Raw genomic sequence first — 15,713 nt, forward strand, 5'->3', positions numbered from 1 at the left:
GGTTTTTTTTGGCTAGTATGAACGTGTTTACATTCATAATTTCTTCAATACAGTAGTGAATTAAATAGAAAAGTGATAAACTGATAGAGTGAACGCAAGTTGCAACAATCCTATGTAATAATAGATTGTTTGAACGAAATGAAGAGAATGTGCTTCTCTAATAGATGTTACAAAAAATTGATTGAAGGGGTGTAATAAATGAAGGAACAACTTTCATGGAAGGTTGGTGGCCAGCAAGGTGAAGGAATAGAGAGTACGGGTGAAATCTTTTCTATGGCTCTCAATCGCCTTGGATATTACTTATACGGTTACCGTCATTTCTCCTCTCGTATTAAGGGAGGCCATACAAATAACAAAATTCGGGTAAGCACTACACAAGTGCGTGCGATTGCTGATGACTTAGATATTTTAGTTGCATTTGACCAAGAAACGATTGATGTGAATTATAAAGAATTACATAGCAATGGTGTCATTATAGCTGATGCGAAGTTTAAGCCTGAGAAGCCTGAAGATACAGATGCTTCTCTCTATATCATTCCATTCACTCAGTTAGCCACGGAACTTGGAACGTCGTTAATGAAGAACATGGTAGCGGTAGGTGCCACATGTGCCGTTCTTAATCTTGATCCAGAAGTTTTTAAGGAAGTTGTGGAAGAAATCTTCGGCCGTAAAGGTGAAACGGTAGTAGAGAAAAACATGGAAGCGATTAAACAGGGATTCCAAACGATGAAAGAAGAACTTGGAAGCAATGTTGGTTCCTTACAGCTGAAAGAAGCTGACGGGAATAAACGTATGTTTATGATCGGAAATGACGCAATTGCTCTTGGCGCACTAGCAGGTGGCGTTCGTTTAATGGCCGCATACCCAATCACTCCAGCCTCTGAAATTATGGAATACCTTATTAAAAAGCTCCCGATGGTTGGAGGAACCGTTATTCAAACAGAGGATGAAATTGCAGCCGCAACGATGGCAATCGGAGCTAACTACGGAGGAATCCGTTCATTTACTGCATCGGCCGGACCAGGTCTTTCACTTATGATGGAAGCAATCGGTTTATCTGGAATGACTGAACAGCCATTAGTTGTAGTAGATACTCAACGTGGAGGGCCGTCCACAGGACTTCCAACAAAACAGGAGCAGTCTGATTTAATGGCCATGATTTATGGTACGCACGGTGAGATTCCAAAAATCGTCCTGGCTCCAAGTACAGTACAGGAAGCATTCTATGACACAGTCGAGGCATTTAACTTGGCCGAAGAGTATCAATGTCCAGTCATCATTCTTTCAGATCTCCAACTTTCATTAGGGAAACAAACTGTTGAACCTCTTGATTACAGCAAAGTGGAAATTCGTAGAGGAAAGCTTGTTGGAAATGAATCAGAACTAAATGAATTAGAACCAAAAAAATACTTTAAACGTTTTGAAGTGACTGAAGATGGGGTATCACCACGTGTCATTCCTGGAATGAAGAATGGGATTCATCATGTAACAGGAGTAGAACATGATGAAACAGGGAAGCCTTCTGAATCCCCAGTAAACAGGCAGGCGCAGATGGATAAACGTATGCGAAAGGTGGAAAGTATCCGCTTTACTAATCCAATCCACACTCATGCACCACATGAAGAAGCCGATTTACTATTAATTGGTTTTAACTCGACGCGTGGAGTAATTGAAGAAGCAATGGAACGACTTGATGCCGATGGGCTGAAAGTGAACCACGCGCATGTTCGCTTAATCCATCCGTTCCCGGCAGATGAACTGGAACCACTTATGCAATCAGCGAAGAAAGTGGTCGTGATTGAACATAATGCTACTGGACAACTGGCAAATATAATAAAAATGAATGTAGGGTATGGGAATAAAATCACGAAAATGACAAAGTATGATGGAACACCATATTTACCAAATGAAATTCATTCTAGATGTAAGGAGTTGATCTGATCCATGGCTACCTTTAAAGATTTCAGAAATAATGTTAAACCCAACTGGTGTCCTGGGTGTGGCGACTTCTCTGTACAAGCAGCGATTCAACGGGCATCGGCGAATGTGGGACTGGACCCTGAACAATTAGCTGTCGTTTCCGGAATCGGTTGTTCCGGACGTATTTCAGGTTACATTAACTCATACGGTTTTCATGGCATTCATGGGCGTTCCCTTCCTATCGCTCAAGGATTAAAAATGGCGAATAAGGACTTAACCGTTATCGCTTCAGGTGGGGATGGAGATGGATTTGCCATCGGACTTGGCCATACGATCCATGCTATCCGTCGCAATGTTGATGTCACTTACATCGTTATGGATAACCAGATTTATGGGCTGACAAAGGGCCAAACTTCACCCCGCTCATCATCTGGTTTTAAGACAAAGTCTACGCCTCAGGGAAGTATCGAACCGGCACTGGCACCTATGGAAATGGCATTGACAGCCGGTGCAACATTCGTTGCCCAAAGCTTCTCTTCTGACTTGAAAGAGCTGACGGCGATAATTGAAGCAGGCCTTAATCATAAAGGCTTCTCATTGATCAACGTATTTAGTCCTTGCGTAACATATAACAAGATTAATACGTACGACTGGTTTAAAGAGAACCTGACAAAGCTTTCAGATCTTGAAGACTATGATCCATCAAATCGCGAACAAGCAATGAATATGCTCATGGAAAAGGATGGACTGGTTACTGGTTTGATTTATCAAAACAAAGAACAGCCATCGTACCAAGAGCTTGTAGCAGGTTATTCTGATGAACCTCTAAGCACTCATGATTTAAGGTTGGATGAAAGTAAATTTGATGAATTAGTGAAAGAATTCATGTAATTGTAATTCTGATTGTAGAAAGGACTTCCAATTTGGAAGTCCTTTCTATCTTTGTTGTATTTGCATCGCAATTTTCTATCTTGTTTTATCGCTGATTATAGGCGTGCTTTCTCTTGCTTCAATTCTATAAACGCCTTTTTTGGTCGTCACAAGTTTGTTCAAGTCTTGAGTTTTATTAGAATCGATCATTGTTCTTAGAGAATCAATTCCGTGGAATATAGACGACTCGGTTTGATAAAGTGTGTTCATCTGCTGGATAATATGTGAAAGCTGGAAATCGAATTTTTCAAGTTCGTTCAACATATTGTCTTTTTTACTTAGCACTCTTTCAAATGAATCATTCATAACAGATTCAAGTGAGTCCATTTTTTCTTCCTGCTTCTTAGATGACCGATCAATGTCAGCGAATTGATTTGTCAACCACCATTCATTCTCCTCGATCTGCTGTTGAACGGTTACAATCATTTTTTCGAAATAATCCACTTTCATTTTTTCAGACTCCATTAATTTTTGTTTGGATTCTTCAAATCGAAGCATTAATTGATCTCTTTCAACTGACAGCCCTTCTAATTTCTCGGCTTTTGTCAATAACTCCTGGAAGAGGTCTTTTTTTGTTTCTTCCGATTGTGAGAGTGCTTGGTTTAATTCTTGTAGATGAGTATCCTTAATAGCTATTTCATTTTCAAAGGAATAGATCATCCTATCTCTTTCAACTAAACCAGAATGTAAAGTATCTATTTCGCGTAGTAAAACATTATTAGACTCTTTTAATGAAATTCTTTCTGCTTGTATTTCTTCCAGCTGTTTTCTAACTTCATTGAATTTATATTTTTCTTTTAAAAGAGATTGCTCTAATTCTTTTTTTTCAGATTCAAGTGTTTGAATATGAGCCCCATTATTGATGATTATCTGGTTTGCATTTTTTAACTCGGATTCTACTTTTTCATTAGCTTCTGTTAATGTGTTTCTATCCTTCAACAGTTCTATTTCGTGCAAATCATTTACTTTAATTTGTTCATACGCAAGCTCTAATTCATGATTCTTATGACTTATCTCTTCTCTTAAATGTTCATTCTCAGCGTAAAGGTATCCGTCTTTTAACTTTTTTATAGTCTGTTTTAGGTTATTAATCTCCGATAGTAAAAAGAAGCTTTCTTGATTAGAAATGTTATATAGTGGGTAAACCACTTTTTCCTCATTGATTGTAATCTCCTCCTGGTCAGTTTCTGATACATTAGTCTATGTATAAGTATCGACGATTGTTACAAGCACCCATTTAGACTTATAAGGCTGCTGAAAGAAAGATGTATCCATTTTTCAACACTTAAGCGCCTCTATTGTATGTAGACCAGAAAACCTTTATACTATTATAATGTGCAAGAATGTATCTCTTGTTAGATCTTATTATAGAAGATAAGCGGTTTGGTTTTAGAGGTAGAAAGGGGATTTTTCATGAACGAAGAACAACGAAAACATGGACAACAATCGAAGTCTGTTACTCCATCGGACCAAAAATCCGTAAAGGATTACAGTAAATACTTCGAAAGTGTCTATATCCCGCCTTCGTTGAAAGATGCAAAAAAGCGTGGGAAAGAAGAAATTAAATATCATAACGATTTTACGATTGATGATCAATACAGGGGACTCGGGGAAGGCAAGAAGTTCTATATCCGTACGTATGGTTGTCAAATGAATGAACATGATACGGAAGTAATGGCAGGGATTTTCATGGCACTAGGCTATGAAGCGACGAATTCGACAGATGACGCAGATGTTATCCTTTTAAATACATGTGCCATTCGTGAAAATGCTGAGAATAAGGTGTTCGGCGAATTAGGACACTTGAAACATCTAAAACGTGAAAAGCCAGAGCTTTTAATAGGTGTCTGCGGATGTATGTCCCAGGAAGAATCAGTTGTAAATAAAATCCTGAAAACATATCAACAAGTTGATATGATTTTTGGAACGCATAATATCCATCGCCTTCCTAAAATCCTTTCTGATGCTTATATGTCTAAAGCGATGGTCGTAGAAGTTTGGTCTAAAGAAGGGGACGTCATAGAGAACCTTCCGAAGGTTCGTCGTGGCAACATAAAAGCATGGGTTAACATCATGTACGGATGTGACAAGTTCTGTACCTACTGTATTGTTCCATACACACGTGGTAAGGAACGGAGCCGCCGTCCTGAAGAAATCATTCACGAGGTACGTCATCTGGCCGCCCAGGGTTACCAAGAGATCACTCTTCTTGGTCAGAACGTAAATGCATATGGTAAAGATATTGAGGATCTTGAATATGGCCTAGGTGATTTAATGGATGACCTTCGTAAAGTGGACATTCCACGTATTCGTTTTACGACTAGTCACCCTAGAGATTTTGATGATCATTTAATCGAAGTACTTGCGAAAAAAGGGAATCTGGTTGAGCATATTCATTTACCGGTTCAATCCGGTTCGACAGATGTTCTGAAGATTATGGCCCGTAAATATTCGAGGGAGCAATTCTTAGAATTAGTACGGAAAATAAAAACAGCGATGCCAGACGTGGCTCTTACAACTGACATCATCGTTGGATATCCGAATGAGACCAACGAACAGTTTGAAGAAACACTTTCACTATACAGAGAAGTCGGGTTTGAATCTGCTTTCACGTACATCTATTCTCCAAGGGAAGGTACCCCTGCGGCGAAGATGAATGACAATGTACCGATGGAAGTGAAAAAAGAGCGACTTCAACGATTAAATGCAGTTGTGAAAGAGTACTCGGCTGAAGCGATGAAGAACTATAAAGGACAGATCGTTGAGGTGCTGGTAGACGGGGAGAGTAAGAAAAATCCTGACATTCTTGCCGGTTATACTCGACGCAGTAAGCTTGTGAACTTCAAGGCTCCTAAAACAGCCATTGGAAAAATCGTGAAAGTTAAGATCACAGATGCTAAATCTTGGTCACTGGATGGGGAAATGGTCGAAGAAGGCCTAATTGGATCAGAATTTCAAGAACCGGTAGAGGTGAATTAATATGGCAAAGTATACTAAAGACGATATCATGAAACGAGCGGAAGAGCTTGCAACAATGATTGCTGAAACAGAAGAAGTGGATTTCTTTAAACGAGCAGAGGCACAGATTCATGAAAATCAAAAAGTACGAGAAATGATCGCGAGTATTAAGAGTTTACAAAAACAGGCTGTGAACTTTCAGCATTATGGAAAAATAGAAGCTCTAAAAATGGTTGAAGCAAAAATCGAAAACCTGGAAAAGGAAATCGATGCCATTCCAGTAGTACAACAATTCAAAGAGTCACAAACAGATGTAAATGATTTACTTCAAATTGTTGCGTCCGTTATTTCAAATAATGTGACAGATCATATCATCGAAACCACCGGGGGAGACTTACTTCGTGGAGAAACTGGATCACAAGTGAAAAACTCAACGCCTGGCAGCTGTTCTTAATAGAAAAAACAATGACATTATAAAAAACGATCTCTGCTTAAGGGAATTTCCCTTTCATGCAGAGATCGTTTTTTTTTGCATGCTCTTTTTGATAATGCTTCCTTTTTCGTATTCGTTGAGTTCATCGTTTTTTCTATGAGGGAGAAAGTGCATTCCGGAACATTCAATGGGTATTCGCATACAATACATTATCTCGCAACAATCCCATTATGTAATTAAATTTACTCGCACAAACACCTAGATAGTCGCATAAGATGAATTGAAAATGAATGAGGAGGTTCGCTCGAATGGCAGAATATAGAGAGATTATTACTAAAGCGGTCGTAGCGAAGGGACGTAAATTCACACAGTCTCATCATACGATTAGCCCGCCGCATAATCCATCGAGCATTTTAGGCTGCTGGATCATTAATCATCAGTATGAAGCACACAAAGTAGGCAAGAAGGTTGAAATTCACGGTTCATACGATATCAACGTATGGTACTCCCACAGTGACAACACAAAGACATCCGTTGTAACAGAGAGAGTACAGTATACAGATTGCATTAAGCTGAAATACCGTGATCCTGATTGCTTAGATGATATTGAAGTATGTGCTCGAGTACTGCAACAGCCGAATTGCTGCGAAGCGGTTATTTCACCAAATGGAAACAAAATCATTGTTCACGTCGAACGTGAATTCTTAGTGGAAGTTATAGGAGAAACGAAAGTATGTGTCCTTGTAAATCCTGAAGGTTGTGACGATGAAGACTGGGATTGTGACTTAGATGATGAAGAATTTGAAGAGTTAGATCCAGACTTCTTAGAAGGAGACGAAGAATAGCATTTACTAGGAAGACGGCCTCTTCCTAGTTTTTTCTTCTTCAGAGTTTAAAGGAATTTATCGCATAAGGGATGGTAAAACAGTACAGGGGGCATCTCACTAGATGCTCTTTTTTTCATGAGAAAACCAATCACATGTAAGAGTGATTGGTTATAGAATAAGGAATAAACTGATGACAGCACATGTAATAGAAGCAATGAAACCAGTAAGGAGGGGTTTGAATCCTAATTGGGTGATATCCTTTATTCTGACTTGAAGACCCACCGCTGCCATTACCATGATAATCATGAATTTTGACGAAATCTCAAGGTATGATTCGATGGTTACTGGAATTAAACCAAATGTATGAAGTAAAGATACCCCCAAAAATAAGAAAACAAACCAAGGGAATACCTTATTGTATGAAGGTTCACCTTCATTTTTCTTTTTCAAAATAAAAGGTAAGCAAAACATGACGGGAATCAAGAATAATGTACGGGCAAGCTTTACTGTTGTTGCAACCTCTCCCGCTTCATCCCCAAATGCATATCCCACAGCAATTGCTGAAGATGTGTCATGTACAGCGGTTCCTGCCCAAATGCCAAACGATAATTCGGACATATGAAGGAGGTAGCCAATGATAGGATAGGTAATAAAAGCAATTAAATTAAAGAATACAATCGTCGATAAAGCATAGGCGGTTTCATTTTCTTTCGCGCCGATAATTCCTTTTACGGCTGAAATGGCCGTTGCCCCGCAAATACTTGTACCGATTCCTATTAACAAGCTTAACCGTTTGTCGATACGAAGCCATTTGCCAATGAAATATGTCACAGTAATACCAATGGAAACCGAAAGAAATATAACCCATAAAGCTCTCTGTCCAATATCAAGGATATCGTACAGGCTCAAGCCGACACCAAGAAATACGATGGCCACTTTCAATACTGTCTTCAGGGTAAATTGTATACCTGAATCGAATGATGAAGGAAGCCTGGTTGTATTCTGAAGAATTACTCCAATTACAATCGCAAATAACAAACTCCCGATGAGAGGGAAGAGAGTTCCTAAACCTTTAGATAATAAACTGATTAAAACAATGATGAAGATGCCCAAAGCTTCTTTGGGAAGAAAGGAATCTTTTAGTATGTCATGATGCAATGTCCTATAACCCCTTTGTGTAAATCAACTATTCCTAAGTATAGTATAACCTTTGATAGACGTGAACTCTAAAGGACTAATCGTTTTATTGTATGTTAAAATAAAAAAGATATTGAAACTTTAGCTGTGAAAGGATTTTTTACATGAAAAAGATTTTAGTCCTGGCAGAAAAGCCTTCTGTCGGTAGAGATATTGCCAGAGTACTTCAGTGTACGAAAAAAGGAAATGGATTCCTGGAAGGGAACGAATATATTGTTACCTGGGCCCTGGGGCATTTAGTCACATTAGCAGAACCTGAAAGCTACGATGACCGCTACAAATCATGGAACCTTGAGGATTTACCTATGCTTCCCCCATCCCTCAACCTCGTGGTCATTAAGAAGACAGGGAAGCAATTTAGTTCAGTCAAAGCGCAAATGAACCGTCCGGACGTAAAAGAGATTGTCATTGCCACTGATGCCGGTCGGGAAGGGGAGCTTGTTGCCCGCTGGATCATTGAAAAGGCCCGGGTAAATAAACCGCTGAAACGATTATGGATTTCATCTGTCACCGACAGAGCGATTAAAGACGGATTCAATAAACTGAAAGATGCCCAAAAATACGAAAACCTATATGCTGCTGCCCAAGCGAGATCTGAAGCCGATTGGTATGTGGGAATGAATGCAACCAGGGCTCTGACTACCAAGCACAATGCACAGTTATCATGTGGACGTGTACAAACACCTACGTTAAGCATCATTGCTCAAAGGGAAGAAGAAATCAGGAACTTTAAACCACAAACTTATTATGGGGCACAAGCCACAACGGAATGCGGTACGTTCATTTGGACAAACCGTAAAAATAAAGATACAAAAACATTTTCTAAAGAAGAAATAACAAACGTCATGAATTTACTGAAAGACAAAAAGGAAATCACTATTCAGTCAGTAAAAAAATCCCTAAAGAAGAATTACGCTCCTTCTTTATATGATTTAACTGAACTCCAAAGGGATGCCCATAAGATTTTTGGCTTCTCAGCTAAAGAAACACTATCCATTATGCAGAAATTGTACGAGCAGCATAAATTAGTAACCTATCCTAGAACAGATAGCAAGCATTTATCCAGTGATATGGTATCTACATTGAAGGACCGATTGAAAGCAGTGAGCGTCCAACCTTATCGCAAAATGGCTCATTTAGCGTTGCAGAGCTCAATGCAGCTTTCAAAAGCATATGTCGATGACCAAAAGGTGACAGATCACCATGCCATTATCCCGACGGAGGAGACACCGTTCCTCCAAAAGTTACAGGACCGTGAAAGAAAGATCTATGAATTAATCGTGAAACGCTTCTTAGCCGCATTCTACCCTCCATACCTGTATGAGCAAACGACAATAGAAGCAAGGATAGGTACTGAAACCTTTCAGACAAAAGGAAAGCGGATTTTAGAAAACGGTTGGAAAGAAGTATATGATTTTGATTCCGAAAAAGATCAATTGCTATCAAAAATGGAAGAAGGGGATATGTTTACTGTTCTGGCAATGAAAGAAACAGAAGGAAAAACGGACCCTCCCGGCCGTTTCAATGAAGGAACACTTCTATCTGCTATGGAAAATCCTAAAAAGTTCATGAAAGATAGCAACAAAGATCTTCTCAATACCATACATGAAGCGGGGGGACTGGGTACAGTTGCGACAAGGGCAGATATAATAGAAAAGCTTTTTAACTCAGGAGTGATTGAGCCGAAAGGAAAAGAAATTGTTATAACCTCTAAAGGAAAGCAATTATTGGATTTGGCCCCTCTTGAATTACAATCCCCGACACTCACAGCAGAGTGGGAGCAAAAACTTGAGAAAATCGCGAACGGTTCCCTTAATAAACAGGAATTTTTAAAAGAAATTAAAGACTACACGAAGAAATCAGTAAGTGAAATCAAGAATTCCACTAAGAAGTTCTCTCATGATAATCTAACGGGTACGAAATGTCCAGACTGTGGGAATCTGATGCTGGAGATAAAAAACAAGCATGGAAAAAAACTGGTCTGTCAAGATCGTGAATGCGGTCATCGGAAAAATATCAGTAAAAAGACGAATGCCCGTTGCCCTAACTGCCATAAGCGCTTGGATTTAAGAGGAGAAGGGGAAGGGCAGATGTTCACCTGTGTATGTGGACATAGAGAAAAACTATCAACGTTCAATGATCGTAGGAAAAAAGCAAAGAACAGTAAAGCTACAAAACGAGATGTAAATAAGTATTTGAAAACACAACAGAAGGAAGAGCCTGTCAATACCGCATTAGCTGATGCTTTAGCCAAATTAAAACTGGATCAGTAATTTTTTATAGGGAAGACTCCCTAATTTGGGAGTCTTCCCTATCTTTTTTTGATTTGAATTGGTAGAATATTTGTAATTATGAAAAAATGAGGTGAAAGTGATGACAACCTTTACAATTGAAGAATTTTTTATAGCAATTGAAACCGGTGATAAAGTGACAGTAGAAAAGTCATTGAGAAATGACACAAACCTCTGTAATGCAGATAATGAACATGGATTAACGGCTTTGGGAGTGGCTGCACATTATGGACATATGGAGATTGTCGAACTTCTTTTGAATTTTGGTGCGGATATCAATTCCCTATCGAATTCGAAAGTTTCCTACATACCTTCCAACACAGCTTTGCATGCAGGGATAGCAGGGAAAGCCTCTAAAGAACTTGTGGAATTTTTACTAAAGCAAGGAGCGAATGTAAATCAACCGGATTCATCTGGTCACACACCTTTACATATCGCTGCTTTCGACGGAAGTGAAGAGATTGTGTCCCTATTACTGGTTCACGGAGAAGGGCAAGAGCTACATTCAGGAAATGAACGTACTCCATTGGAAATTGCAAAGGAAAGGAATAATAAAGAATTTTTAAAAGCGCATGAAAAATTTGCAAAAGGAAAGATACAGTAGCTTCCAGCGCGTGTCATGCACCTCTTATAAGGGGTGTTTTTTATTTTTGCCTTTTCAAAAGGGTCTTTTCTGAAAGAGTGTTGATTTTGTCAACATGATTCACTGAATATGTATTATGTTATAAAACTTTTTTAAAATAATGAAATCCCTTACAACATTGTTTTAAACGACTTAAGTACATAAGAAATATATCATTTAATTCTAAAAAAATAATATTTTTAGAAAATTCTGTTGTTTTTTGTCGTTTATCGTATTAAAATAAACGTTAAATTCATTTACTGAAGGGAGGACATCGTGATGCTAACATTTCTTGCATCCATCTGTATTCTAGTAGTAGGTTATTTCATTTATTCAAAGGTGGTAGAAAAGATTTTCGGTGTTGATGATTCCAATGTGACACCTGCATATAAAAAGAAAGACGGCTTGGATTATATGCCCATGAGCTGGTGGAAAGCGAGCCTGGTTCAATTGTTAAACATTGCGGGGTTAGGTCCGATCTTCGGGGCAATTTTAGGTGCTTTATATGGACCTGTAGCATTTCTATGGATCGTGATCGGCACTCTGTTTGCAGGAGCGGTTCATGATTACTTTTCAGGAATGTTATCACTTAGGCATAATGGAGCACAGTTTCCTTCTATCGTGGGAAAATACTTAGGAAAGCCCGTGCAATCCGTTATGAACATTTTATCGATCGTGTTGATGGTTCTCGTAGCCGCTGCTTTTACGTCGGGACCTGCACAATTAATGGCTGAGGTAACACCTCTGAATTTTATGACGTCTCTTATCCTTATTTTTACATACTTTCTTATTGCGACTATCTTACCGATCAATAAGATTATTGGAAAGGTTTATCCGTTCTTTGGAGCAATCCTTATCTTTATGGCAGTGGCGATCGGAATTGGCTTGTTCTTCTTTGAGCATCCAGTCCCAAATCTAACATTTGAAAATTTACATCCAAATGAACTGCCTCTATGGCCTTTACTGATGGTTACTGTATCATGTGGAGCAATCTCTGGATTCCATTCCACTCAAAGTCCCATCTTAGCCAGAACCTTAAAAAGAGAAAGTGAAGGTCGGAAAGTATTCTATGGGGCGATGGTAGCTGAAGGGATCATTGCCTTGATCTGGGCTGCAGCAGGTATGGCATTCTTCAATGGAACGGCGGGGCTTCAAGAAGCGTTGGCCGCAGGCGGACCTGCTGGAGTGGTAAATGAGATCAGCAATACGACGTTAGGAACTTTAGGTGGAATACTGGCTGTCCTTGGTGTAATCATCCTTCCAGTTACAACAGGCGATACCGCTTTAAGATCCTCTAGAATGATGCTTGCAGATTTACTGAAAGATCTGCGGAAGAAAGATGTAGAAGGGAAATGGTTGCCGGTCTTGTTGGTCATTCCTGTGGCAATCCCGACATTTTTACTTACTCAAATCGACTATACCTTCCTGTGGAGATATGTAGGCTGGTCCAACCAGGTAGTAGCAACCGTCATGTTGTGGACCGCTGCCATTTATTTATTACAGCAGGCAAGGTTCCACTGGATTTGCAGCATCCCTGCATTGTTTATGACAGGAGTTGTGAGTTCGTATATTTTTTACGCTCCAGAAGGTTTTGGTCTACCTTATTCAACAGCGATGATAATTGGATCCGTCATTTGGTTGGCTGTCTTGATTTGGTTTGTAGGACAAGTAGTAAAATACAAACCCCGCAGACAAAAATTACTAGAGATGAACTCAGTAAATTCATAACGATTATCGACAAAAACAGCCTTTTCAATAGAGAAGGCTGTTTTTTATTTGGAAAGTTCAAATGGTTCAAGTGCAGTTGCACAGACTCTTAGGAATGAAAATAAATGAATCCAGAGAATAGGCAGATTTTATTGTCGAATGAAAACTGAATTTTTAAAAGATTATAACAAATCATTCTACAAATTTCGTAAAATAAGTATGCTACCTTAAGAGAAACGATCAAGATGATCAGAATGTTTCAAGAATGTACATAGTGACAAATAAGATAGGAAGTTAGTGTTACAGAATGTATAGTGCATTCTGTAAATGTACGAGTTAAAATAAAGTGAAAATACTTAAAATTCAGACTTTAATTTCAGCCAGTGAAATCTAGTAAGTGTGAAACAATGGAGCAAAAAACAATGAAAGCGCTTACTATTTTATAAAATCTATTTGTGTAGGGGGTAATGAAATGTCAGACTTGGTGAAAATTGGACTTATTCAAGCTTCTCATGATGTGGATGGCAGTGAAGGAGTAGACGTCCATAAGGAGCAAGCGATCAAGAAACATGTGGAACTGGTCCGAGACGCAGCAAAAAAGGGAGCTCAAATCATTTGTTTACAGGAAATTTTCTATGGTCCTTATTTTTGCTCCGAACAAAATCCAAAGTGGTATGACTCTGCCGAAGAAATACCCAATGGTCCAACCACAAAACAGTTTCAGGCGTTAGCCAAAGAGCTTAGTGTCGTCATCGTTCTACCAATCTATGAGAGAGAAGGAATAGCCACTTACTATAATACAGCAGCGGTCATCGATGCAGATGGATCCTATCTCGGAAAATATCGGAAACAGCATATTCCACATGTGGGAGTTGGAGAGGAAGGTTACGGATTCTGGGAGAAATATTATTTTAAACCTGGTAACCTTGGGTACCCGGTATTCGATACTGCTTATGCAAAAGTGGGAGTTTATATTTGTTATGACCGTCATTTCCCTGAAGGAGCCCGCTTATTAGGATTAAAAGGGGCAGAAATTGTGTTCAATCCATCTGCAACCGTAGCTGGTTTATCTGAATACTTATGGAAGCTTGAGCAGCCTGCCCATGCGGTGGCAAACGGCTACTACTTAGGAGCTATTAATCGTGTTGGTTTTGAGGGTCCCTGGAATATGGGTGAATTTTACGGACAGTCTTATTTAGTCGATCCGAGAGGCAGCTTTGTTTCCATTGGAGGCAGAGATAGTGATGAGGTTATCATAGGTGAAATGAATAAGAAATTATTACGAGAAGTCCGGGATACATGGCAGTTCTATCGTGATCGCAGGCCTGAAACCTATAACGATATGACGGCTTTACTTCCTTGATAAATTGAGGCTGACGGTGAACCATCATTGTCAGCCGTGGTGTGTTTAATAGGTAATGAAAATCAATTGGAAATAAAGAGGGGGAAGTCAGTTTGTCTAACACACTTTCGTTACTCAATCTTGAGAAGAATTTTCTCGAAGCCCATGAAGGATTGACCAATAGGGAAGCATTGGAGGAAGCGAATCGCTGTTTGTATTGTTATGATGCTCCGTGCATACAAGCTTGTCCCACAAGCATAGATATACCTTCTTTTATTAAAAAAATCGCATCAGGAAACTTGAAAGGATCGGCCAAAACAATCATGACTGCAAATCCCGTGGGAGCGAGCTGCTCACGTGTCTGTCCGACAGAAGAGCTGTGTGAAGGGGCTTGTGTACTGAATCATTCTACCAAGCCAATCATGATTGGTGACCTGCAGCGATATGCAACAGATTGGGCGAGACATAACGACACTGTGCTATTTCAAGCAGGAGAACCAAACGGGATTAGAGTTGGGATTATCGGAGGGGGACCAGCCGGTCTATCTGCTGCAAGGGAACTTGCACGTTTCGGTTATGAAGTGACCATTTATGAAGCTGAAAAAGAAGCGGGAGGCTTGAATACTTATGGTATCGTATCTTTCCGCCTACCCCAGAGCGTATCCTTTTGGGAAGTGGACCAGGTAAAGAAATTGAATGTCGATATTCGAACCAATGTAAAAGTTGGTCAAGACATATCTGCAGATGAAATCGTAGAGAGCCATGATTTTGTCATCCTGGCAGCAGGAATGTCCCATGTTCCAGATTTGAAAATTGAAGGGGAAAACTTAAAAGGAGTTCATGACGCCATTGAATTTGTTAAGGCAACGAAAAGTGGCAAGCTGACGCAAGACTATGTGGGCAAAAAAGTGGTGGTGATTGGGGCGGGAAATACAGCTATCGATGGAGCTACCTGTTCTGTCCGCTTAGGAGCAGACAATGTAAAAATCTTATACCGACGTACACAAGAAGAGATGACGGCTTATGATTTTGAGTACGAATTTGCAAAGCAGGATGGAGTAGAATTCCGCTGGCTAACGGCACCTAAGCGAATTATAGGAAATGATGCGGGAGAAGTAACGGGAATCGAATGCATCAAGATGGAGTTAGGAGAGCCCGGGGAAGATGGAAGAAGACGTCCGATTCCTGTAAAAGACTCACTGTTTGTGCTTCCTGTTGACGCAGTCATTAAAGCGATTGGGCAAACTCGTCATCTATCGCTTATTGAACAGTTCGGACTGGAGCATTCAGACGGGGTTGTACAGGTTAATCGGGAAACCTTCCAAACCTCTAATCCAAAGATTTTCGCCTGTGGAGACGTTGTTTTTGGTAAGGGAGTAGGAGAGGCGATGGTCGTTACGGCTGCAGAGCAAGGGAAACTTGCCGCCTATCATTTACATGCACAATTGGAGAAAGTCCACGTGAATTAAGATTGTCCTAGGGGGGG

The 15,713-nt window shown here is 39.8% G+C and carries 12 protein-coding genes; 10 read left to right on the forward strand and 2 right to left on the reverse strand.

Translation table 11 applies throughout. The features are described from left to right. The first annotated feature begins 198 nt into the window (after window positions 1-198). Together AAEM60_RS10310 and AAEM60_RS10315 are read left to right on the forward strand one after the other, a co-directional pair. Window positions 199-1,941 (forward strand): 2-oxoacid:acceptor oxidoreductase subunit alpha, encoded by a 1,743-nt coding sequence (locus tag AAEM60_RS10310; RefSeq protein WP_299741001.1) that lies wholly within the window; start codon window positions 199-201, stop codon window positions 1,939-1,941. A 3-nt stretch (window positions 1,942-1,944) separates the two neighbouring features. Next, window positions 1,945-2,811: a 2-oxoacid:ferredoxin oxidoreductase subunit beta gene (locus tag AAEM60_RS10315; RefSeq protein ID WP_299741003.1), complete on the forward strand. Its 867-nt coding sequence runs from the start codon at window positions 1,945-1,947 to the stop codon at window positions 2,809-2,811. A gap of 75 nt (window positions 2,812-2,886) precedes the next feature. Here the strand turns inward: AAEM60_RS10315 and AAEM60_RS10320 are convergent, their stop codons facing one another. After that, entirely contained in the window at window positions 2,887-3,999 is a 1,113-nt protein-coding gene (locus AAEM60_RS10320; protein ID WP_341357874.1) for a hypothetical protein, read from the reverse strand. Window positions 4,000-4,263: 264 nt separating this feature from the next. Here AAEM60_RS10320 and miaB point away from each other — a divergent pair, with 264 nt between their 5' ends. The 3 genes from miaB to AAEM60_RS10335 all read left to right on the forward strand — a co-directional run bounded on the left by miaB (window position 4,264) and on the right by AAEM60_RS10335 (window position 7,086). Further along, window positions 4,264-5,829 (forward strand): tRNA (N6-isopentenyl adenosine(37)-C2)-methylthiotransferase MiaB, encoded by a 1,566-nt coding sequence (gene miaB / locus AAEM60_RS10325; RefSeq protein WP_299741006.1) that lies wholly within the window; start codon window positions 4,264-4,266, stop codon window positions 5,827-5,829. Window position 5,830: 1 nt separating this feature from the next. Next, the gene (locus AAEM60_RS10330) at window positions 5,831-6,262 is read left to right on the forward strand and encodes a RicAFT regulatory complex protein RicA family protein (RefSeq protein WP_044337324.1); all 432 of its coding nucleotides are present in this window, start codon (window positions 5,831-5,833) and stop codon (window positions 6,260-6,262) included. A 287-nt stretch (window positions 6,263-6,549) separates the two neighbouring features. Continuing rightward, window positions 6,550-7,086 (forward strand): outer spore coat protein CotE, encoded by a 537-nt coding sequence (locus AAEM60_RS10335; RefSeq protein ID WP_113968133.1) that lies wholly within the window; start codon window positions 6,550-6,552, stop codon window positions 7,084-7,086. Window positions 7,087-7,236: 150 nt separating this feature from the next. On the opposite strand, the gene AAEM60_RS10340 is transcribed toward AAEM60_RS10335, so the two are convergent. Next, a complete protein-coding gene (locus tag AAEM60_RS10340) occupies window positions 7,237-8,226 on the reverse strand; it encodes a YeiH family protein (RefSeq protein ID WP_341357875.1) in 990 nt (329 codons plus the stop codon). Window positions 8,227-8,369: 143 nt separating this feature from the next. Here AAEM60_RS10340 and AAEM60_RS10345 point away from each other — a divergent pair, with 143 nt between their 5' ends. From AAEM60_RS10345 to AAEM60_RS10365, 5 genes are all read left to right on the forward strand, one after another. Further along, window positions 8,370-10,538 carry a DNA topoisomerase III gene (locus AAEM60_RS10345; protein ID WP_341357876.1) on the forward strand — a complete coding sequence of 723 codons (2,169 nt, stop codon included), beginning with the start codon at window positions 8,370-8,372 and terminating at the stop codon, window positions 10,536-10,538. A gap of 100 nt (window positions 10,539-10,638) precedes the next feature. Then, a complete protein-coding gene (locus tag AAEM60_RS10350) occupies window positions 10,639-11,160 on the forward strand; it encodes an ankyrin repeat domain-containing protein (protein ID WP_299741013.1) in 522 nt (173 codons plus the stop codon). A 297-nt stretch (window positions 11,161-11,457) separates the two neighbouring features. Further along, entirely contained in the window at window positions 11,458-12,906 is a 1,449-nt protein-coding gene (locus tag AAEM60_RS10355) for a carbon starvation protein A (RefSeq protein WP_299741015.1), read from the forward strand. A gap of 451 nt (window positions 12,907-13,357) precedes the next feature. Then, window positions 13,358-14,248 (forward strand): nitrilase-related carbon-nitrogen hydrolase, encoded by an 891-nt coding sequence (locus AAEM60_RS10360; protein WP_299741016.1) that lies wholly within the window; start codon window positions 13,358-13,360, stop codon window positions 14,246-14,248. Between the two features lie 92 nt (window positions 14,249-14,340). Beyond that, complete coding sequence (locus tag AAEM60_RS10365; RefSeq protein WP_299741018.1) at window positions 14,341-15,696, forward strand: NAD(P)-dependent oxidoreductase; 1,356 nt, start codon at window positions 14,341-14,343, stop codon at window positions 15,694-15,696. The last annotated feature ends 17 nt before the right edge of the window (window positions 15,697-15,713 follow it).

Origin of the sequence: Rossellomorea sp. y25 (genome assembly GCF_038049935.1) — a bacterium.
GTDB lineage: Bacteria > Bacillota > Bacilli > Bacillales > Bacillaceae_B > Rossellomorea.